Source organism: Pseudoalteromonas piscicida (assembly GCF_002208135.1).
Taxonomy (GTDB): Bacteria; Pseudomonadota; Gammaproteobacteria; order Enterobacterales; family Alteromonadaceae; genus Pseudoalteromonas; species Pseudoalteromonas piscicida_A.
The window spans coordinates 142,469-163,284 of sequence record NZ_CP021646.1 but is presented as its reverse complement, the minus strand read 5'-3'; the positions used below and the strand labels follow the sequence as shown (position 1 = coordinate 163,284).

The following is a 20,816-nucleotide window of genomic DNA, read 5'->3' as shown; positions in this document are numbered from 1 at the left end:
ATAAGCATACCGAAACAAGTATATTTTGATGAATATTAGTCAAACGAGAATCATTTAAATTTTGCGAAAAGGTGCTATGGATTGGATCAAAAAAGGCTCCAGGAGGAGCCTTTTTGCATAAGTTAAGTGAAAATTAACGCTTAACTTTTACTTTCTCTTTAGAAGAAACGTGCGCTTCTACGCGACGGTTTTCCGCGTGAGCTTCAAGCGTGTTTGCTGGGTTTTTCAAACGCTCTTCACCGTAACCAACCGTGGTAATACGCATTGAATCAATACCCATATCAACGAGCTTCTCAGCAACGCTCTTCGCACGGCGCTCAGAGAGCTTTTGGTTGTAATCAGCATCACCTACAGCTGACGCGTGACCTTCAATCACCACGTCTGCATTTTTATGCTCTTTCAAGAACTTAGCAACCGCGTTGATATCATCAACATATTGCTGTGAGAAAGTTGCATCATCGTGCGGGAAACGAACTAGTAGACTTACTTTGTCTTCTTTAGTTTCGTACAAAGTACAACCAGACGCGTCAACTGCATCCGTTATTGGTGTGTTTGCACATTTATCTTCGCTATCGACAACACCGTCTTTATCACTGTCTTGCGGTGCTTCTGCAACTACGGGAGCTGGGGCTGGCACAACCTCTTCCGATTTACCAACGCTACCGAACGAATAGTTGATACCGATTTTACCACCAACATCAGTAAAGCCAGCTTCTAGGCCTTGGTAAACTGCCGCTTCCGCATTCACGAACAAGTGATCGGTGAAGTAATGACGAACACCAGCACCTACGTTAGCAAAGGTGTTATCTGAAATTACATCTAGGTTCATCTTCTTGATACCCACTAGACCATAGAATGGACCACCATCAAAATGGTACAAACCATCGATACCGTAACGCTCCGCGTCTAGTGAACCATTGCTAATACCACCAAGGTCAAAATCCATATCTGCATACTCGATACGACCACTCCAGAATTTGTCAAAGCGGTAGCCGATTTCAGCACCCCAACCTGTAGACTCTTCTACATCTAGACCAGCCATATCACGGTGATTCTGCCAATCCGCATCATAGTAGTCACCAAATACACCAAGATATACACCTTCTGTAGGCTCAGTAGTATTTGCATTTGCATTGGCTGTCACTGCCATCGCAACTAGTAAGCTCAAAGTTTTAATTTTCATCATTCCTTCCCATCTCTGTTAGTTAACGCATTGAGTATTGACTCGGATAGTCTATCAGAAAATGCGTCTACCGATTACGTTGCATAGATAATATTAGCTCGTCTATTAATGTTTACTTAACGTTACATAAGGAATTTTTGCTATTTATGAATTAATTTTGATGACCAAATAGGATTTGGTACAGACCCTGTTCCTTTAACAAATCCTTATGTTCTCCATACTGGGACACTTCACCATCATCTAAAACATAAATTAAGTCGGCTTGTTTTATTGCGCTCAGTCGATGTGCAATAATCAAAGTCGTTCTGTCAGCCAAAAACGCTTGCAAGTTGCGATGAATTTTTGCCTCAGTCTCAATATCAAGTGCCGAGGTTGCTTCATCCAGCACCACCACTTTAGGGTCAGCAACGACCATCCTTGCAATGGCTAACCTTTGCTTCTGTCCTCCGGACAATTTAATCCCGTTGCGACCAACTTGCGCATCTAACTTGTCAGCCAGAGCAAGTACGGTATCGGCTAGCTCTGCAACTCGGAGTGCCTGCCAAAGTATTTGGTCTGATACCTCTCTTCCCATTGCTAGATTTTCACGGATGCTGGTATTAAAGAGTATCGGCTGCTGCAGTACGGTCACTATATTATCTCGCACTGCTTCGTAACCAATTTGCTCTACTGGGGTGTCATTTATATGAATCTCGCCACTTTGTTTTTCATACAACCCCAAAAGCAATTGCACCAAAGTAGATTTTCCACCTCCAGACACCGCTACTAACGCTACTTTCTTCCCTGCTGGAATATGCAAAGACACCTGTTTGAGCACGGGTTGCTCTGCAACGTAAGCGAAGTCTATATTGGCAAATTTGATATCAACCTGAGATGAATCAAAGACGGTTTTCGTAGCGGGATATTGTGCTTCTGTCGCAAAATTAAAAACCTGATTTAACCTGCTAAGCGCTGCCGAGGCACCATAGTACGCATATTGAATACCAAGAATTTCCTGCACAGGCCCCATCATAAACCAAAGGTAACCAAATACCGCAAATATCTGGCCGACCGTTAAATCAGAAAACACCACCATAAACATAGCAACGGCACGGAAAAACTCGAACCCCACCAAAAACACGGTAAAGCTTAAGCGGTTAACGGCATCCGTTTTCCATTGTGACTGCACTGCGTAATGTTTAAGGTCTTTGGCTGCGACTTTAACTTGTTCAAAGTAGTTACCCTCTCGACGAACGGCTTTTAGCTGAGAAATAGCATCTAACGTCTCGACGAGTGAAGTTTGCAGTGCTTCAAATGCAGCATTCTCTTCCTTTTTCAGCTCTTTAACATGTTTGCCAAACTGCCGAGAAAAATAGATGACCGCCGGATTGAGCAACAGGATCACCAGCCCCAACATCCAATCAATCCAAAGCAAAATCGCCGCAGTGCCAATGATTGTGAGTAACCCGATTAAGAAGCGCGACAAGGTTTGGCTGATAAACTTATCCAAAGTTTCCACATCAGTAATACAACGAGAACTAATTGCTGCGCCACCTTGGCTTTCGTACTCCTTAAGTTGAACTTTAGGTAAATGCGTAAGTAAGCGCTCACGGATTTGATAACTAATGTCCTTGCCAATAATCGTAAACTGGCGTGACTGCATCACCCCGAGCACCAAGCTGGCCAAGCGCATGGTTATTACAGCCAACAAAATAACCACGATATAGCCACTAGGGCCATGCCATTGCTCGGGTAATACTGAGTTCATCCAAGCCACTGCTCTGCCGGGTGTGTCTAGTAAGACTTCGTCTACCAACAACGGCATCATCAAAGGGATAGGTACACTCACCAACGCGGCAAATAAGGCGATGATATGCGCCTTAATAAGCGGCCGTTTGTGCTCAAGGACTTTGCGTTTAATTTCTTGCCAAGAAAGCTGCTGTTCTGCCATTTAGGTTCCACAAAAAGTTTGGTAGTGGGCCGGTGTAGACGCACTAGTCCACGACTCGGGGTAGTCTTTGTAATCATAGGGCGACATCAACGCTATTAGCCAATCCTCTAGCGTTTGACTCATTCCTTGCTGATTAAATAGCGCAATCTCAGCTTCCACCAACGCATTACGGGGGATAAGTATCGGGTTAGCTTGACTCATCAAGTTAGCCGCAACGTCATCGGGAGCACGCCTTTGCGCCCATTGTCGCTGCCAGCTCTCCAACTCCGTTGGCACGGATAAGGCTTTATTTGGGTGACCAAGCAAGCCATTGGTTAGTGCCGCAAAGGTATTGGTAAAGTCTAGTTCATGCTCCGTCATCAACTTGAGTAAATCAGCAAGAAGAATGTCGTCTGCGTCGCTCCACTCATCAATACCAAGCTTAGCCGCCCACATATCTTTGTACTTGCGATTAAACGACTCAGAAAACTCCGCCAAAATTTGACTAAATGCGTCAATTCCTGACTGCTCATCCTGGCACAACACCAATAGAGCCTCGGCAAGTCGTGCACAGTTCCAATTCATGATGTTTGGCTGATTACCAAACGCATAGCGGCCTTGGCGGTCGATAGAGCTAAACACGGCGTTAAAATCAAACCTTTCCATCATTGCGCAAGGACCAAAGTCTATCGTTTCACCACTTAGCAATATATTGTCGGTATTCATCACGCCATGAATAAAGCCAACCCGCATCCACTCGACGACTAAGTCAACTAACTGTTCACACACTTCACGAAACAATTCGAGTACATCCTGTTCGGTTTCAACTTTAAAACCCTCGAATAATTGCTCGCCCAGCAAGTTGAGCAGGCTCCATAGCTCATCTTTATCTTGCTGTGTAGCCAGATATTGCAAGGTACCGATGCGGATATGACTTTTTGCCACACGACATACAACCGCGCCAGGTACTTCACCTTGACGATAAACATGCTGTCCAGTGGTTACAACAGCAAGGCATTCTGTGGTTGGAACCCCCAAGCCAACCATCGCTTGGCTCATGATGAACTCACGTACCGCAGGCCCTAGCGCACAAAAGCCATCACCGCCTCGAGAAAATCGCGTCGCTCCAGATCCTTTTAAATGCAGATCGTATTGACGTCCGTCATCAAGCTTTACCCCACCAATTAAATGCGCTCGGCCATCACCAAGTAACGGGTTAAATTGCCCAAACTGATGGCCACTGTAAGCTAAGCTCGTCGGTTCAATATTGCCTAAAGGACGCTGACCACTTAACAGCTCAGCAAGCGCTGTGGTGTCATATTTTTCTAGCTCAAGCTTAACTAGCAACGGCGTATTGGATAGCAGTAATGTGGGCTGATTAAACCTTGCTGGTTGCTCCTTAAAGAGCAGAGCAGAGCCTTGATAAGGCTGAAAAAATACCATGCTGTCATCTCCATTTTTAGCGCATTTTACTAGCGAATATTATCACCAACACTCATTGACACAATTTGACTTAACTCTTGTAAGCTAAGCCCGCTATATTGACGCATTTCATTGAAAAATTGCTGCGTCGCTTGCAGTGACTTCTGACTTTGCAAGCCACCGTCGATGATCTCCTCAGCACGTAGTACCGTTTCGACATCTTTACTCAGTAAAAACGTATCTTTACCTAACACACGAAGCGCGTAAGGGCCGGTATTTCCGCCAAGTCTCGATCCGTGTTTTTTCAAGTACAGCCACAAACCAACAATATTGTCTTCCGGCCAGTTTGCGACGAATTCACTAAAACGACCATGCTGTTGTTGCACTTCAAAAATCATATGGCAATTGTCAGCGATACTTTTTACCTTTTTAGCATTACGAATGATCCGTTCATCCTGACTACGTTGCTCATACATTTCAGGAGACATCATTAACAGCTTCTCGATTGAGAATTGCCAAAACACTTCTCTAAAGCCGTCCCATTTATTATCAACCACTGCCCAATAAAACCCGCTTTGGAATATCTTTCGCGTAAATTCTTCCAGCCATTGATCATCACTTAATGCCAATAACGATGTGGTACTCAATGGTTGACTAAGCTTCGCTTTTAACGCCGCCTCAGAGCCTTTACGCTCAGCAGCCCTATGATAAATTTTTTCGAATACTTTCATGCTCGTATATACGTCCGGTTTGCATTCCCTACAGAGTAACTGATCTCGGGGTTGGATGTGAGGTTTTTAGCGCAAATTACCTTTGAATCGTAGGCTAAAAATACGCACCATCTTATTGCATTTTTACTAAATATTTACAGCCAAGCTTCGTCAACTAGGTATCTAAAATTGCGCCGCAGCGCTGGGAAATGAGGACAAACCATGTTGAGTGAAATATCTGCTTTGCAATCCACCAATACAACGCTTGAGTCCATTGACTTATCACAACAAGCTTTTTTTGTTTCGGGCACACGGTGCCTCGTAACTCAACGGCCGCATCATAGGTTCACCACTCAGATAAAAGATCACGATGTATTAGTGAGCCAGTTAAAACGAGAGCTAGCAAAGTGCAGCAGCAATGATGCGATAGCATTCGGTATGCTACCATTTTGCAAAACTCAACAAGCTCAATTTATTGTGACTGAGCAAGCGCACCAATATGATAAAGAGACTTTCAAGCAATGGTTAAACGCCAAAGGTACGCTTAAGCAGGACACTATGCCATCGCTTGAACGTATCTCGCATAGACAATCACAGCATCACTATGAGAGTGCGATACGTGAAGCCAAAAAGCTATTTGCCAACGAACAATTAGAAAAAATTGTTCTTGGCAAACAAGTAGACCTCTATTTTGATGCACCACTTTCACCGGAAACCATTCTGACAAATTTATTAACCCAAAGCCCTAGCGGTTTTCACTTCTCTTTTCCTACGGAACAAAATTCCACCTTGATGGGCGTGAGTCCAGAATTACTCTTACGCAAACATGGGCAAGCGGTTCTCAGTAATCCCCTTGCAGGCTCAGCTAAACGTTCAAATGATAAGGCTACGGAGTTTAAACTCAAACAAGCATTAATGGCATCAAAGAAAGATCGGTATGAACATGCTGTTGTATTGGTAGAAATGTCACAGGTTTTACAACCTTGGTGTCAAAAGCTTACCATACCCAGCTCGCCCTCATTGCTGAGCACAGCAACGATGTGGCACTTGTCCACAGAGGTTGAAGGTCAACTCGCCGACGCTAACACTCATGTATTAGCACTAGCCAACCGTCTACACCCTACGCCTGCACTATGCGGTAAACCGACTGCCGATGCCTATCCTTGGATCCACTCACTAGAAGGAGAAAGTCGTGACTTTTTCTCAGGGATCGTTGGTTGGTGTGACAAACATGGAAATGGTGAATGGGTGGTGGTTATCCGCAGTGGTGAGATAAGTGCGAATCATGCCAGACTATTTGCGGGAGCTGGTATTGTCGCAGCTTCTGATCCGACTGCTGAATGGCTAGAAACTGAAGCAAAACTTTCAACCATGCTAAATGCGCTTGAATCCAATCAGACTTACCATCAACTTAGCCAAATCAAGATGCGCGCAACTGCTTAACTACAAAACGATAAAAATGCCCAGCATTTTACTGGGCATATTAATTTTCGGAATTAACTTACCTGCGGTATTACACGTTTATAACAGCAGGTGCTAACCCAGTTAAAACTGGTAAGATACACTTGCTTTAATGTTTCTTCCTGGTTCATAGTCCATTAGGAATAATTCACCAAATACTGGGTGAAAAGAAACCCCGTTTTTAGAAGATTGTGAAGAGTAAAACTCATCAAACAAATTATCTACACCTAGACGAACATGCAAACTAGGTACTGATTCAGGCTGCCAGTGTGCGCTGATATTATGCACGGTGAAGCCATCTTTACTGTTGTCTAAGTCTGCGCCATAGAGATCGGTACCTTGTGCCACATCATCAACAACCATAAAATCCCAATTCAGCGTCAAGTTATACGCCGTAATTTGGTAAGTAAAGTCAGCTGAAATAGTATCACCCTGCTCTCGCTCTAAACGCGCATCATCTAACGAGGCATACTGTGTAAATGCATCAAGTTCACTCTCAGAGTTAGAGTAAGTTAACTGGAAAGAAAACGCATCAAGCGCAAAACCAGCATAAGCTTCAAACCCATCTACAGTCATATCACCGACGTTGTCTTTCCACGTTTCACGGGGTGCGCCGCCAGGTAATGCTGCATTATCAAAAATATAGTCGTCAATTTGCGTTCTGAATATCGTTGCGCCTAAACGGAGTGTCTTGTTGGTCCCAACTTCACCATCATAGGCAATCGAAAACTCGGTATTAACGCCCGTTTCCGCTTCAATGTCTTGATTGCGGTTATCACCTAAACCAGCACCAACAAATACCTCACTTATCTCTGGGCCTTTAAATAGCTCAGTCGAACTTAACTTCACCATTAGATTTTCATTAAATTGATACTCAGCAGCCAATGATAAAGAAAATTCCGAATAATCATTGTTCACTGTGCCTGAATCTATATCGTAGCTATCGTGCCTAACACCAGGAATAACCGCCAAACCATTACCAAAATCAATTTTGTCCTGAATGAAAAAGGCTAGACTTTTCGCACTTTCTTCAGAGTGCTTTGAACCACCTGATGCAATAGCTAGATCGTACTGAGTATCGTGCTTCACATAATCTGCACCATAAGTGAAGGTATGCTCTTCTTCGGCAAAAAGCCCTGTTACCAGTGTTTCACCAAGCAAATTTAGCCCCGTATTTTCAGCTTCACCCGTCACTTCTCCAGCGTACGCTTGGAACCTAGGAGAAGGAGACATAGACCAACCTGATTCGTCGCGATAAAGTTCACTGGTATTGGAATATAAGCTCGCCTTTAATGAAGAGTTTTCGCCCCAGTTAAGATCATAGCTCAGCGTAATTGTGTCTCTTGTAAACTCTGTCGGCCATAACAAAGGGATCTGCAAGCTATTAGTAATAGCAACATCTGTCGCTAAGCCCATATCAGGGCGATAACTGTAGTCACCTTCATCTTTATAAGTCTCGAAACTCAGTGCAAGACGTTGGTTGTTATTAATATTCCAACCAAATTTAATTAGCGCATCAGAAACTTCACCTTCAAGACCTTTTACCTCACCATCAGTACCAGCAACGACTTCATCGTTTTGGTCTAAGATCTTGCCACCACCCACTTCGTAATTATCACGCTCAACATGGTTGTAATATGCAAGAAAGTCGACATCATTGGTCAACAAACCAAAACCCGTTACCGAGTAATTATGCCCGGCATTGTCTGCAGCCCCTGCTGAAACACGAACGGCAAAGCGATCGTCACCAGAAAGCAATTCACGTGCTTCTTTTGTTTCGAACCGCACTGAGCCACCAAGACCGCCGTTAATTACTGAGTTAGTGCCCGTTTCAATATCTACTGACTTTAGAATATCAGCATGAATTTGAAGGTTACCCATGTGGTGGTACATGTAAGTATTTTGTGCTGCACCATCTATTGAAATTTTAAGATCTTTGTCATCCATACTACGGATAGTGATTCGCTGGTTCAGCGAGTGTGCACCACCGACATCAATGCCAGGAATAGAGCGAAGTAAATCAGAAATATGGTCTGCTTGTTTATCCGCAATTTCTTGTTCTTTTAAATACAATGCAGAAGTTTTTACCGCAGTCGACCAAACTTCTATTCTTTCTATTTTACCTGCATCACCTGAGTCAGCCAAAGCTGGTGCTGATAGTACCCCCGCGAGTGCTAAAGCGAGGGTTGAAGGGCGAAAGCCTAACTGCTTAGAGCGAGAAACCAACATAAATATCCTTTAAATTTTGATGTTAATACGAATCACTCGCAATATTGTACACTTTTACTTTTGTTGCATTTTGAATATTAGTTATGCAAAATCGTCAATCTATTATGCGTTTTAGAAAATTGTGGCACTTACTATGGAAGGGAATATTTCCAACGCGGAGCTCAACAACAAGTTGTTATTGGCGAGCGGATTAAACTGCCGTATCAACGGCTTTGATATTGAGCAACTTATTGCGATTGGTCGACTCTCTTTTTTGCCATTGAGCGATGACCTTCAACTTCATACCTGTCAATGTATCGAGCAGCAGCAAACTAGCAGCTGTGCAGAATTGCAACCAAGTGTGAACATTACTGTATTGCTTAAAGGCGTTGTGGAATTTAGAGTTGCGAATAAATATTACCGTTTCAGCGCTGAAAACGCACCTCAGGCATTTGTCAACCTCATCACTCAACCCGAGCCTTTTACTCGCTATCTGCAAAAACACCAAGAAGTAGAAAAGGTCACACTGAGCGTCAGTCCTCGCTGGCTCGTTGCGAGACTGTCACAGCAATATCAATCTCTATTTACCACCACGAAAGTGATTGAGTTACCGCTACAAGCAAAAGCAATTTCGCTGTCACAACAACTGCTTCAAACCCCAAAACAACCAAGCTTAGCTGAACGTTTGGAGTGTGAAGGTGTTGTGATGCAATGGTTGAGCTGCTTTCTTCCCCACTTGATAGACAGTAGTAACCAGAGCCACGTGATGTATAAACAGCCCTTTCACTCAGATATAGAGGTCAAAAAAAATAAGATCATCGATTTATTGTCGGAAGGAAAAAGTGTTGAGCAGGTCGCATTAGAGCTTGCTATGAGCTTAAGCAGCTTACAGCGTTTCTTTAAACGCAGCTTTAACACAACACCAAAACAGTACGTTAAACAAAGCAAGCTCAATAAGGCACGACATGCGTTGTTAGTTGAAGGCTTGTCGATTGGAGAAGCGGCATATTTGGCACATTATGACCATGTTGCCAACTTTATTGCTGCATTCAAAAAGCAATTCGGTGTCACTCCGATGCAGTTTGTAAAAGCGCATCGCAGCGACACTCTGGGAGCAACTTCAGGTTAAAGTAATTAGTCGAGTTGCTTTAACCATGTTTTTTGATTTAATAGATAAATCCCTGCCACCAAGACTGCAACTGAAGCGATAGTCATTGCTAGATAAATGAAGAATAACTGAAACCCTAGGCTGGCTATCATCGGTTCAAACAACACAGGGCTAATAAATTGCCCGGTAAAGTAACAGGTTGTCATAATCCCCATCGCTTTTCCCCGCATCGGTGGCGGAACAAATTCGAATAGCCAAACTACTAGGTTTGGTCGAATAAGGCCAAGACCCGCGCCGATTACAAAGCTAGCGCAAACGATGCTACTAAAAGTATTTACAAAACCAAGTAACGAAAATCCAGTTGCAACAATAAGCCAGCCAACTAAATGTGCTTGCTTAATATTCAAGTACTGTCTAACCCGACCATAACCCATAGAGACGCATGACATCGCGAATAAAAAGCCCGCTATTACTAAGCCTATAGTGCTGGCTGATGCTTGCTGAGCAGACAAATAAAAAGGCAAATGAATCGTTAATCCATACAGTACTATAATTTCTACCAGTGCTAGTGTACAGCACAGCAAAAAAGTTCGGTTCATCCAACTACTTGGTAGTGATTGAGTTTGTGGTGGCAGGCTAACTGGCGGCATCTTTACCCAAAGCCATACCCCTGGTAGTACCAAAAGTGCGAGTGAGTAAATAGCAAAAACCCAAGTCCAATGCTGCTCTGCTAAAAAGCCTGCAAGCGCCAAGAATAGTACGCCACCAAAGCCACCAAAGGCAGCTTGCAATCCCATAAACTGAGAAAATTTGGGCCCTTCGAAGTAACGTCCTGCGATCGTTGTGCCACTCACCATAATAAAAGCAACAGCGACTCCCATCATCGCTCGGCTACCAAGGATCAGCCACAACGAATCCTGCCAGTAATAGCCTAGTCCACCACTAAGTACGAACAATATTAGTGCGTTCACTAGTAATTTTTGACTATTCCATTTGTCGACTAAACTTCCTGCTATTGGCGCACAAAGTGCTATCACGAGACCAGGTAATGCTAAGGTCATTTTGGTCCAAAATGCAGCATGTTCAATACCTGAGAAAGCCACTGTCATCGCTGGTAATGCTGGCGCTAGAGTCGCACTAGCAAGCACCGTCATGGTACTTGCTAATAGCAAAAACCAAGTCGCTAATCGCGTTTGATTCATGCTGGACCTCCAATACGTTTGCGAGCACTCGCCACCGCTTTAAGATAATCCTCAAAAAGCTCGTGCTCATCAAACCGAGTACTACGCCCTGCTTTCACCACTAAATCACCAGCCACCATTACAGAATCTACATCAAGACTTGACCCTGTAACAATAAAAGTTCTCAGTGGATGACCAGAAAGCTTGTAGCGATAGTCATCATTGTTCACTAGCACTAAATCTGCCTGCTTACCCACTTCAATTGAGCCAATTTGTTGCTCCCACCCCAACGCTTTTGCTGCATATAAAGACGCTGTTTTTAAGGCTAAGGTAGGTGGGCAGGCGGTATTACAATTTTGTGCTTCGTTGTGACCAAGGTGTGCCCCCGCATGGCTTCACACATACCACCGATAAACGAGATATCACCATCGGTACTGCTAGAAACCCATACACCATCTTTTAAAAAACGCCCTATCTGCCCAGTTTCACTGATTGTTGCCTCACCAAGCATGCCGTAGTGCGCTGGTGAATGGCAGATATTAACACCCGTTTCAATAAGGCGTTGATACTCATCCTCGCTTGCATAAGCTGTGTGCACAGCTAATAGCTTGTCAGTAAGTAATCCCATGGCATCAAAGCGCGCGATAGGCGAGCGACCAAATACGCGTTCAACTTCAGCACGTTCATTTTTTAGCGGCGCTAGGTGTGTGGCATAGGGTACTTGGTATTGCTGGGCGATACTAGCCAGTGCTTCTAGCTGTTTGTCAGAACTACCAAAAGCCCCCATCACGGAAGGCATCGCACCCACAAGTCCTGAGCTATGATTATCCCAAGTTTCGATAAGTGATAGCCAATCCGCTGTTTGTAGCTCGGTATCAGCAATGATAGTGGGTGTCGACTTATGCGCTTCCAGCATTATATCCGACCCCCAACGACTCACCCTTAACCGCATACCTAAATCAATCGCAGCAAGCGCCATTGCGTCAGCTTTATTTGCCGAACCAACATCCCCCAGCGCAGTTGTACCCGAACGCAGTTGCGTCCACATACTCCAACGGGCGATGGCTAAACCTTCCTCTAGCGTCAACTTATCTCCCACGGTGGAGATAAAGCCAAACATGGAACCTAGTGCTTGAATATTACCACCATTTGAATACGCAGTGGCCTCTAAGTGGGTGTCATCAGGTGACTCAGCATTTGGCGCGACAAAACTTTCATGCCAATGAGGATTAATAAGACCTGGCAGCATTAACTTACCTTGACCATCAATCCGTTGATCGAAGTTACGAGGTTGTTCTCCATCCTCACCCAGCGCTTCAATATGTTTGCCGTGAACAAGTAACCAACCTTTTGGGTAAACAGTATCTCTTGTGTCTGCAGTGTAGATAAAAACATTATCAATTAGCGTGCGCAGTGCATTGTTCTGCGGCTTGTTACAAACCGCTTTTAAGCTTTCAAGTTCACCAACCTGAGCACTACCAAATGCAGCACTTCCTGAAGCGCCAGCAAGTGCTGCAAAGCGCTGTGTCGACAAGCAAGAACAAACCATTAGCTGGCATCCTGAGAATCAAAAAGGCCTGCTTCTTTCATCGCTATTAGTGATGCCCTAACTGCGGCTATTGTTTCGTTGATATGCGCTTCAGTATGTGCGCCACAAATAAAATTCACTTCACGGCGCATAAGCACACCACGTTTTGCCATTTCAGCTAGGAAAGGTACTGCAAACTTTACGTGCTCTTGCGGATCTTTGGCAAATAAGAACATCGGAATTGGGTCATAACCAACTACTTTGAGTGGCACACCTAACTGCAGTGAAACCTGATTAACCTCTGCTTTTAAAATTGCGCCAAGTCTTGCTATATGCTGAGTGAATTCAGTGCGTTGATATTCCTTCAATACAGCATCACACACTGCTAGCGAGAGCATTTCGCCACCAAAAGTAGTCGATACTTGCAGCTCATTAATCCGCGACATCAACTCACGCTTGCCTGCCACAGCAGATAAAGGCATCCCCGCCGCAATACCCTTAGACAAGGTCACTAAATCAGCCTGAATATCGAAGTATTCTTGCGCACCGCCGGGTGCTAATCTAAAGCCCGTTACCACTTCATCAAACACCAAGATCACACCATGCTCACTACAGATCTCTCGCAGCTGTTGTAGGAATGGTTTTTCTAATACACGATTATACGGAACCGATAACAGCACCACCGCTAGCTCATCTTTTCTTGCAATGATCTTTTCAATGATTTTTGGTTCATCTGCAGGCGAAAACAATGGCATGCGATGAGTTAACCCTGCAATAACAGCTGGTACTCCTGGAGTGTCAAACATGTACTGATCATGCCAACCGTTATAACCTACCGTCATAATTTCATCCCGACCTGTCACGTGACGGGCGAGTCTTACCGCTGCAGAGTTAGCATCTGCACCCGTTTTAAAAAAGCGAACTTGTTCGGCATTTGGGATCACTTCAATTAAGGTTTTCGCCGTCTGCACTTCGATAGGTGTAGGCAACGAATGAATAATGCCGTTGTGCAAGTGCTCTGTAATTGTATTGACAACAACAGGGTGATTGTGACCTAAAGTATTGGCCGCTAAACCACAAATAAAGTCGACATATTGATTACCATCAACATCGGTGACAATGGCTCCCTCTCCCTTGCTCAGATAAACCGGGAAAGCCCCTGGTGCAAACTGCTCTGGCTTTTTCATCATTGATTGGGTAAAACCCGCGATCACTTGTTCACCTTCGGTTTGAAGTTGCTGAGATTGCGTCAAAGAAAGTGTTTGATTATTCATATATTCCTCGAAAATTAATGTCCTAGTGTCGCCCCACCATCAACCAACAGATTAGCCATGGTGATGTGTCGAGCTTGGTCACTGAGTAAAAACAAAATACTGTTTGCGATATCCGTCGCTGAGGCGATACGACCTAGTGGAATACCTAATTTGAATTGCGTTAAATCGCCTTGAATGGTTTGCTCAGCACCATTTTCATCGCGCCATAGCTGCTGCTGCATTTGAGTGTCGGTAGACCCCGGCGCAACTAGGTTACACCGAATGTTAAACGGTGCGACTTCTAGGGCTAGCGTTTTAATCATCGCACTCAAGGCCGCCTTTGAAGCGCAATAACTTCCCATATTCACTCTAGGTGTGCTAGCTGCATTACTGCTCACAGCAACGATGGCACCACGCTTTCTTATCCGCATCTTATTCGCCACCGCCTGACATAAATAAAATGGCCCATGGCAATTTACGGCAAACGTATCAAGCCACTGGGCATCGCTTTGTTCTAGCAGCGTTCCCATGTGCAAAATACCAGCGACACTGGCAACATACTCTAGTGCACCGAGCTGGATTTCAATTTCCTCAACTACGGTTTGCACAAGGTTTTTGTTAGTAACATCAAGATGGATTTGGAAGTGATTAGCCGTTACTTCTTGGAGTTGACTCGCGGCAATAGCAATATCTGCCGCAACTACAATCGCTCCGCGTGCTAATAGTTGCTCGACCAGTGCTTTACCTATGCCCTGATAAGCTCCCGTCACCAACGCAATACGCCCTGTAAATTCACATTCATTGGACATCTAGTACACCTCATCCATGATTTCATGGCGGCGTTCATGATAGGTTTCTTCATCCTGACCGCGACGCCAATATGGAATGGCATACAGTTGTTTTTTTGATAACCCAAAATCTTGAATAAGCTGCTTACGACACGCCAGTACTGCACCATTTTCGCCAGCAATAAAAGCACTGATAGAAGTCACACCTGAGGGTATTGCAACATTTGCAATTGCTCTTGCAAGTTGTTCACAGTCTCCACTTTGACGCAGCAACCAATGAATATTGACACCTGATGGTGCAGTAATAGTATGCTTATCATCTAATGAATCTATTTCAATAAAGACTTCAGCTCGTCGCTCTGCCTCAAACCCCTCGAGCAGCGCGCTAATCGCCGGAACAGCTGTAAGGTCGCCTGCAAGCACGTGCCAATCCGCATCCGCTAGCAATGGATCTGGCCCACCGGGCCCTGCAACCCCAAGTTCAGCGCCAACGTCGGCATTGACCGCCCAGCCAGATGCTGGACTGTGGGAGCCGTGCACTACAAAATCAATATCCAATTCATTGCTGTCTGATCGATAAGCTCGCACCGTGTAAGCCCTTGTCACCGGGCGATCCGTCGGCCAAACAATTTTACCGCTATCATCACGTGTTGGGAGTGATAATGTGCCGGTTGTTCTATTTGCGAAGAATAGCTTGATATGCGCACCATCATAACCGCTTGGGAAGCCATGTAACGCTTCGCCAGAAACGGTGATCCGCAACAAGTGTGGCGTGATATAGCGCTTGGCTACACAAAATACACGGCGAGGACCGCTAGGTGGAACTGGTTGTCGCTGCTTCATGACAACTCCTCTTTCGATTCAGAAAATTTAGCCTGTAATGTCTGCAGTCGTTTATACGCTTCAGGATGGTGTTCAATTTTTAGCAAGTTGCTGGTAAAGGCATAAATGAGGTAGCGCGCTAAGTCGGCCTTTACAAAAGACTGCAAACTCGCATCGTGTTGGAGACTTGCTGAGATAAAACTCTGATTGCTCGCAACCAATGTCGTCGCTTTTTGTGATTGCTGCGGCTGACTTGTAAAGAAGCTTGCAATCGCTAGATCTTCTTCATCTTGTGACTGTTCAAGAACAGCCAACCAGCTCAACAAAGATTCCACTTTGAAAACAAAACCAAAATCGATAAGCCATTGATACAACTCCGGTAACGACACTAAAGTTTGCGGTGTCACGTTAAAGACAGCCGCTGTAGTAGGCGTTAAAGTTTGTGCGCTAACAAATTTGGCAACTCTATCTACAGGCGTCCACGGCTCAGACACAGCAAGCTCAGGCAAACGATGAAACTTAAGTCCAGAGCGCAAGATGCGCCATACCAAGTCATTGTGATTAATATAGCCACTTTGTTTGGCCCCCGTAACTCGTGCTAAGCGATATACTTGTGCTGCTACCCCCTGTTGAATAGCGGTTTCTACCATCGCTTCCGCAACCCATTTTGATTGCTGATAACCATCGTGAAGGCCACTATGATAAGGAATAAACGCCTCATCAAGAGGTACTGCGGACTGCGGTGCGACCGCAATAGTCGAGACGTGATTAAATGGCAAACTAAAATATTTCGCGAACATCAATAATTCCGCTGTCGCATCTGTATTTGCCACTTTTAAGCTACTGTAATCACGTAACACAGAGGTATGCGCTGCATTGTGTAATATTCGAGTCACGCGCATGCCCAGCTGTTGATAGTCAGCATCACTCAACCCAAGTTGTGACGAGGCAATATCTCCGAGTAGCAGCGTTATCCTAGAACTATCTATTTCACCAAGGTTTTGCATGTCAAAGGCTTGCTGTAACCGTTCGAACCCATGCTCTATGTTATTAGCTCTTACACTACAAATTACACTTAGATCCGGCTTCGCAAGTAAATGCGCCAGTAACTGCGCACCAACAAATCCCGTCGCACCGGTCAGCAACACCGTTTCCTCACTAGTTTCAGTTAGTGTATGCGGCTGGACCTGCAACAGCTTACCTCTAAATTGAGCAAGGTCTGCTTTTATCGTTGTCGCGATATCCGCGTTCGTCTTGTGTGCTAATTCATCACCAAGCTGTAGTGCATTACACAAGTCGACGAGTTTAGGATGCGCAAATAAAAATGCGACATTCACCGTTTTATTAAGTAGTTGTGTTAGCCGCCCTGCAACTTGAATACATTGGAGTGACTGCCCCCCAATGCTGAAAAAGTTATCGGCTAACCGGACATTACTCACGCCCAGAACTTCCCGCCAAACGGCAGCTATCTGTGTTTCAAAGTCACTCATAACCTCAGCGTCACAGGCGGCATTTTGCTGCTCAGATAATCGCTTGCGATCGATTTTATTGGCCGGTGTTTTAGGTAAAGCTTCATATTGATAAAGCTGTGCAGGTAACATTGGAGCGGGTAACTGCTCACTCAGCACTGTGCGTAAATCATTTAACGCCAATGCGGTGGTACTCACTATATGCGCCGCCAAAGCAGTTGCACTACCTTGCGCATTCTTAACCACAGTCACCGCGGCTTCAAGAATGGCAGGAACACTCAATAGCACAGCTTCAATCTCACCAATTTCAATCCGGTAGCCACTGATTTTTAACTGGGCATCGACGCGGCCAAGATATTCAAGTTGCCCACTTTTATGCATCCGCACAATGTCTCCGGTACGGTAAGCTGCTATGCTCCGCATAGCTTGCGGATCCCAAAATGAAACAAACGCAGCAGCAGTTTGCTCGGCCAGACCCAAATAACCGCTCGATAAACCCACGCCCGTAAGCCAGAGCTCTCCGCGCTCGCCAAATTTTGCGATCTGGCCTTTTTCACGCATTACCACAGCACCGCGTCCGGGTAAGGGTAAACCAATTAAGTTTGGATTTGTTGCTTTACTGAGATCAATGGCAGTAGCAACGACTGTAGCTTCCGTCGGGCCGTAAGTGTTAAGTAAACGTACAGACTGTTTAAACTGCTCACGCCACGCTTCTACACGCTGACGATTAACCGCCTCTCCGCCTATAATGATGGTATGAATTGACGCAGGAAGCATACGGCGAGTCGCGCACAGGTGTCGACAAAGCTCATGCCAGTAAGCGGTAGGTAAATCGAGTATAGTAATACGTTGGTTTTCTAGTTCGGCAAGAAAATCCTCAAAAGACTCCAACATGGCGTCATTACGCAGTATCAACGTCGCACCGGCCGTCAAAGTAACAAAGACTTCTTCAATACAGGTATCAAAATGAAAGGGCGCAAACTGTAATACTCTATCTTGAGCACCTACTTGGTAGGCCAGACGTGCGCCACTTACAAAACCTGCCAATGCGTCGTGGCTTATCTGCACCCCTTTAGGCTTACCCGTGGAACCTGAGGTATAGATTAAATAGGCTTGTTCTAATAAAGGAAGTATTGATGGGGTGGCAGCAAACGCTTCAAGCTGGGCATTTGCAAGTTCGCTTGCAATATTAAGCTGTGTAACGCCAGCGTCGCGGATCTCAGCTAACCCTTCACTACTATCATCCACCAATGCTAGGCATGGCTTAGCATCAGCGATAATACTACGATTACGCGCAGAAGGAGCATCGCTATCAATAAAAACGAAGCGGTGCTGCGCAGCAAATACGGCCCACATTGCAATCACTGTATATTGGCTACGAGGCAGTGCTAGTAATACGGTACCATCATCGACGGAAGCTTTGACTCTAAGGCGTTTTGCTAGCCATAGCACTTGCTGTACTAACCGCTCATAGCTAATAGCATGTCCATCTATCGTCTGAACCGCTATTGATTTAGGCGACTTCCTTGATAACTCCAATAAACAACTAAGTACGTCACTCTGCTCCACAGGTGCTGGAGTCTCGCTTATCGCAAAGTCCCGATTGGTAACGCGTAATGGCATTTGCAAGTCCACAGCAACAGCATGGAGAAACTGCAACGTTTCACTTTGTATACTCAACAACTCAGCTTTACTATAGCCACTTTGGTTACCTTCAATCTCGAAACGAATACTGCCGTCCATTTGCTTGATAAAAATAAATGCAATGTCCTCAACAGGCCCAGCAGACACGGTATGACTTGTCACTGCTTCACCTTGGCAGGTTTCATGACGTTCAAAAGGTAAAATATTAACAACTGCACCAAACAATCTTGTTGGCAATTGCAAGGTCGCAGCTTCAGCTTTTAAATCTTCATAACGATATCGAAAATGCCTTCTAGCTTGACGCAATTGCTCACTGACCTGACGGATTAAACCTTCAAAACTCTCAACAAGCACAAAGTCCACTGGAACCGGTACAATATTCATATGCATGCAGGGCGTATTCGCAGCTTTTGATGCCATACGATTGGCAACAGGCATGCCCATGATCGTTTTCGCCACCCCAGTGCGTTGATAGACAATAGCGCTAACCACGGTTAGTAATAGTTCAGACCAGTTGGCGTCGACCGAATTGGCTCGAGCCTCTAATTGATTGAGCAAAGTTGCTGATAATTGCGTCGTAACCTTTTCCTTGTCCGCCTCTGTATTTAACACTTGTGTTGTCAGGGCTGCAGCATTATCCAGACCTTGCAGCTGCTGGTGCCAATACAGCCTATCCTGCTGATACCACTTGCTTTGACTGTACTGACTATCTTCAGTGATGACAGCTTGATATTGAGTTTCATCAGCCGTAACTTGAGCCCCCTCATAGGCCTGAATCACTCGATTAGAAACCAGCGCAAAACTAAAGCCATCCATCGCAATATGATGCGCACCAAGTGCCCAATAGTAGTGGTTAGTGGCAAGTCGGATTAACACATGACGATATAAGTCGCCATTGGCTAAGTCATAAGACTGAGCTTGCCACTTTATCAAAAGCTGCTGTGCTGCAAACGCGGCATCATCGCTATCTGACAAGTCGACATAGTCTCCCAACTTTGCCACTCGCTCAGCTTCACTGAGTAATTGAGTTGTCGGCACACCTTGATGTTCAATAAAGCGTACATTGATTGCCGTCGTACTTTGTAGCACTCTAGAAGCAGTTAACAGCCAATCTTCAGCATTTATTGGCACGTTTAACTCAACATACTCAGCAGTGTTATAGCGCGTACTAGTAGGCTGTTTTGCCTGCCCAAGCCAAATCCCAAGTTGCGCAGCGGTTAAAGGCCAATTACTCATGCAGGTTCCATCGCCAGCGGTGCTTTGCCCACTAGAATTTCATACCACTCATTAAGTGTGGTGCTTTCTGCAAGTTCAGCTAGCGTAATATCGATGCCTTGCGCCCGCCACTGATCAATCAATGTCATTACGCGAATGGAATCTAATCCTAGATAGAGTAAATTTTCTTCAGGATCAACCTCTTCCACATCAATGCAAAGCAATGCTGCAATCGCCTCCTGCATCGAGTCCAAAGATAACTTCTGTTGTGTATTTTGTGGCGTGCACGCAGCGATAACCTCGTCCAACAATTGCACCTGCCCACAACGAGAAGAAACATACTCCATCGCATGGAGATGTTCTGCTTCACCAAAGTCTGCGACAGCATCCGCAACAACGAATGCTTTTACGTCATACATAAAGGCGTCTAATGCCGTAGATAAGATACCGATATGGGCATAAATTCCACAGATAATAAGCTGGTCTCGACCTTGTGCCTGCATATCCTCAAGTAGGGTACTACGTTTAAATGCGCTGTAACGCCACTTGGTATAAACCTTATCATCGGCAGTTGGAGCAAGTGCAGGTAAAATACTCGTGTCTTGCTCAGTCAGACCAGTTCCCCAAAAATCGGTTAACAGCGCTCTATCTTTCGGATCTTGATTTGCGGGCTGTGCAGTATACACAACAGGAATACCAGCAGCTTTGGCTGCTACGATTAAATTACTAATTTGTTGGATCAAAGACCGCATCGGTGCTTGCGTTGTATCATAGAAATTCACAAAATAAGATTGCATATCGTGAACCAATAGCACCGCTTTGCTCGGGTTAATTTTCCACTCCGTGCGATTTTCCGGGCGGCTTGATGGTAATGGATATGAAGAAATACGTGGGATTGCCATGAGTTTATCCTAT

Annotated in this window: 14 protein-coding genes and 1 pseudogene; 2 read left to right on the top strand and 13 right to left on the bottom strand. The window is 45.0% G+C overall.

From position 1 onward, the window contains the following. Positions 1–133 precede the first annotated feature (133 nt). The 4 genes from B1L02_RS00730 to B1L02_RS00715 form a co-directional block, all read right to left on the bottom strand. The gene (locus B1L02_RS00730) at positions 134–1,183 is read right to left on the bottom strand and encodes an OmpA family protein (protein ID WP_088529548.1); all 1,050 of its coding nucleotides are present in this window, start codon (positions 1,181–1,183) and stop codon (positions 134–136) included. A gap of 151 nt (positions 1,184–1,334) precedes the next feature. After that, positions 1,335–3,113, bottom strand: a complete 1,779-nt coding sequence (locus B1L02_RS00725; protein WP_088529547.1) for an ABC transporter ATP-binding protein — start codon at positions 3,111–3,113, stop codon at positions 1,335–1,337. After that, a complete protein-coding gene (locus B1L02_RS00720; protein WP_088529546.1) occupies positions 3,114–4,535 on the bottom strand; it encodes a protein adenylyltransferase SelO in 1,422 nt (473 codons plus the stop codon). A 29-nt stretch (positions 4,536–4,564) separates the two neighbouring features. Beyond that, positions 4,565–5,245 (bottom strand): DNA-3-methyladenine glycosylase I, encoded by a 681-nt coding sequence (locus B1L02_RS00715; RefSeq protein WP_017219320.1) that lies wholly within the window; start codon positions 5,243–5,245, stop codon positions 4,565–4,567. A gap of 201 nt (positions 5,246–5,446) precedes the next feature. On the opposite strand from B1L02_RS00715, the gene B1L02_RS00710 reads away from it, so the two are divergent. Further along, positions 5,447–6,667, top strand: coding sequence for an isochorismate synthase (locus B1L02_RS00710; RefSeq protein WP_088529545.1), 1,221 nt, complete (start codon positions 5,447–5,449; stop codon positions 6,665–6,667). Positions 6,668–6,769: 102 nt separating this feature from the next. Here the strand turns inward: B1L02_RS00710 and B1L02_RS00705 are convergent, their stop codons facing one another. Then, entirely contained in the window at positions 6,770–8,914 is a 2,145-nt protein-coding gene (locus tag B1L02_RS00705; RefSeq protein ID WP_088529544.1) for a TonB-dependent receptor domain-containing protein, read from the bottom strand. Between the two features lie 133 nt (positions 8,915–9,047). Here B1L02_RS00705 and B1L02_RS00700 point away from each other — a divergent pair, with 133 nt between their 5' ends. Next, positions 9,048–10,022 (top strand): helix-turn-helix domain-containing protein, encoded by a 975-nt coding sequence (locus B1L02_RS00700; RefSeq protein WP_017219317.1) that lies wholly within the window; start codon positions 9,048–9,050, stop codon positions 10,020–10,022. Between the two features lie 5 nt (positions 10,023–10,027). Here the strand turns inward: B1L02_RS00700 and B1L02_RS00695 are convergent, their stop codons facing one another. From B1L02_RS00695 to B1L02_RS00665, 8 genes and pseudogenes are all read right to left on the bottom strand, one after another. Continuing rightward, positions 10,028–11,203: an MFS transporter gene (locus B1L02_RS00695; RefSeq protein WP_088529543.1), complete on the bottom strand. Its 1,176-nt coding sequence runs from the start codon at positions 11,201–11,203 to the stop codon at positions 10,028–10,030. Then, positions 11,200–11,478: pseudogene (locus tag B1L02_RS24895) on the bottom strand (amidohydrolase family protein); the annotation flags it as partial. The gene B1L02_RS00695 and the pseudogene B1L02_RS24895, both read right to left, overlap by 4 nt. 29 nt (positions 11,479–11,507) lie before the next feature. Beyond that, positions 11,508–12,731, bottom strand: coding sequence for an amidohydrolase family protein (locus B1L02_RS00690; RefSeq protein WP_250644911.1), 1,224 nt, complete (start codon positions 12,729–12,731; stop codon positions 11,508–11,510). After that, complete coding sequence (locus B1L02_RS00685; protein WP_088529542.1) at positions 12,731–13,984, bottom strand: aspartate aminotransferase family protein; 1,254 nt, start codon at positions 13,982–13,984, stop codon at positions 12,731–12,733. Before B1L02_RS00685 ends, B1L02_RS00690 begins: the two co-directional genes overlap by 1 nt. A gap of 14 nt (positions 13,985–13,998) precedes the next feature. Further along, entirely contained in the window at positions 13,999–14,772 is a 774-nt protein-coding gene (gene dhbA, locus B1L02_RS00680; RefSeq protein ID WP_017219313.1) for a 2,3-dihydro-2,3-dihydroxybenzoate dehydrogenase, read from the bottom strand. Next, a complete protein-coding gene (locus tag B1L02_RS00675) occupies positions 14,773–15,594 on the bottom strand; it encodes a siderophore-interacting protein (RefSeq protein ID WP_088529541.1) in 822 nt (273 codons plus the stop codon). After that, the gene (locus tag B1L02_RS00670; RefSeq protein WP_088529540.1) at positions 15,591–19,922 is read right to left on the bottom strand and encodes a non-ribosomal peptide synthetase; all 4,332 of its coding nucleotides are present in this window, start codon (positions 19,920–19,922) and stop codon (positions 15,591–15,593) included. Before B1L02_RS00670 ends, B1L02_RS00675 begins: the two co-directional genes overlap by 4 nt. Then, positions 19,919–20,803: an isochorismatase family protein gene (locus B1L02_RS00665; RefSeq protein WP_045965763.1), complete on the bottom strand. Its 885-nt coding sequence runs from the start codon at positions 20,801–20,803 to the stop codon at positions 19,919–19,921. Before B1L02_RS00665 ends, B1L02_RS00670 begins: the two co-directional genes overlap by 4 nt. Between the last annotated feature and the right edge of the window lie 13 nt (positions 20,804–20,816).

Excerpts from the sequence above, each read along its gene's own strand:
- B1L02_RS00665 (WP_045965763.1), bottom strand. The coding sequence starts at position 20,803 with ATGGCAATCCCACGTATTTCTTCATATCCATTACCATCAAGCCGCCCG.
- B1L02_RS00670 (WP_088529540.1), bottom strand. The coding sequence starts at position 19,922 with ATGAGTAATTGGCCTTTAACCGCTGCGCAACTTGGGATTTGGCTTGGG.
- B1L02_RS00695 (WP_088529543.1), bottom strand. The coding sequence starts at position 11,203 with ATGAATCAAACGCGATTAGCGACTTGGTTTTTGCTATTAGCAAGTACC.
- B1L02_RS00730 (WP_088529548.1), bottom strand. The coding sequence starts at position 1,183 with ATGAAAATTAAAACTTTGAGCTTACTAGTTGCGATGGCAGTGACAGCC.
- B1L02_RS00690 (WP_250644911.1), bottom strand. The coding sequence starts at position 12,731 with ATGGTTTGTTCTTGCTTGTCGACACAGCGCTTTGCAGCACTTGCTGGC.
- B1L02_RS00675 (WP_088529541.1), bottom strand. The coding sequence starts at position 15,594 with ATGAAGCAGCGACAACCAGTTCCACCTAGCGGTCCTCGCCGTGTATTT.
- B1L02_RS00710 (WP_088529545.1), top strand. The coding sequence starts at position 5,447 with ATGTTGAGTGAAATATCTGCTTTGCAATCCACCAATACAACGCTTGAG.
- B1L02_RS00715 (WP_017219320.1), bottom strand. The coding sequence starts at position 5,245 with ATGAAAGTATTCGAAAAAATTTATCATAGGGCTGCTGAGCGTAAAGGC.
- B1L02_RS00720 (WP_088529546.1), bottom strand. The coding sequence starts at position 4,535 with ATGGTATTTTTTCAGCCTTATCAAGGCTCTGCTCTGCTCTTTAAGGAG.
- dhbA (WP_017219313.1), bottom strand. The coding sequence starts at position 14,772 with ATGTCCAATGAATGTGAATTTACAGGGCGTATTGCGTTGGTGACGGGA.
- B1L02_RS00705 (WP_088529544.1), bottom strand. The coding sequence starts at position 8,914 with ATGTTGGTTTCTCGCTCTAAGCAGTTAGGCTTTCGCCCTTCAACCCTC.
- B1L02_RS00725 (WP_088529547.1), bottom strand. The coding sequence starts at position 3,113 with ATGGCAGAACAGCAGCTTTCTTGGCAAGAAATTAAACGCAAAGTCCTT.
- B1L02_RS00700 (WP_017219317.1), top strand. The coding sequence starts at position 9,048 with ATGGAAGGGAATATTTCCAACGCGGAGCTCAACAACAAGTTGTTATTG.
- B1L02_RS00685 (WP_088529542.1), bottom strand. The coding sequence starts at position 13,984 with ATGAATAATCAAACACTTTCTTTGACGCAATCTCAGCAACTTCAAACC.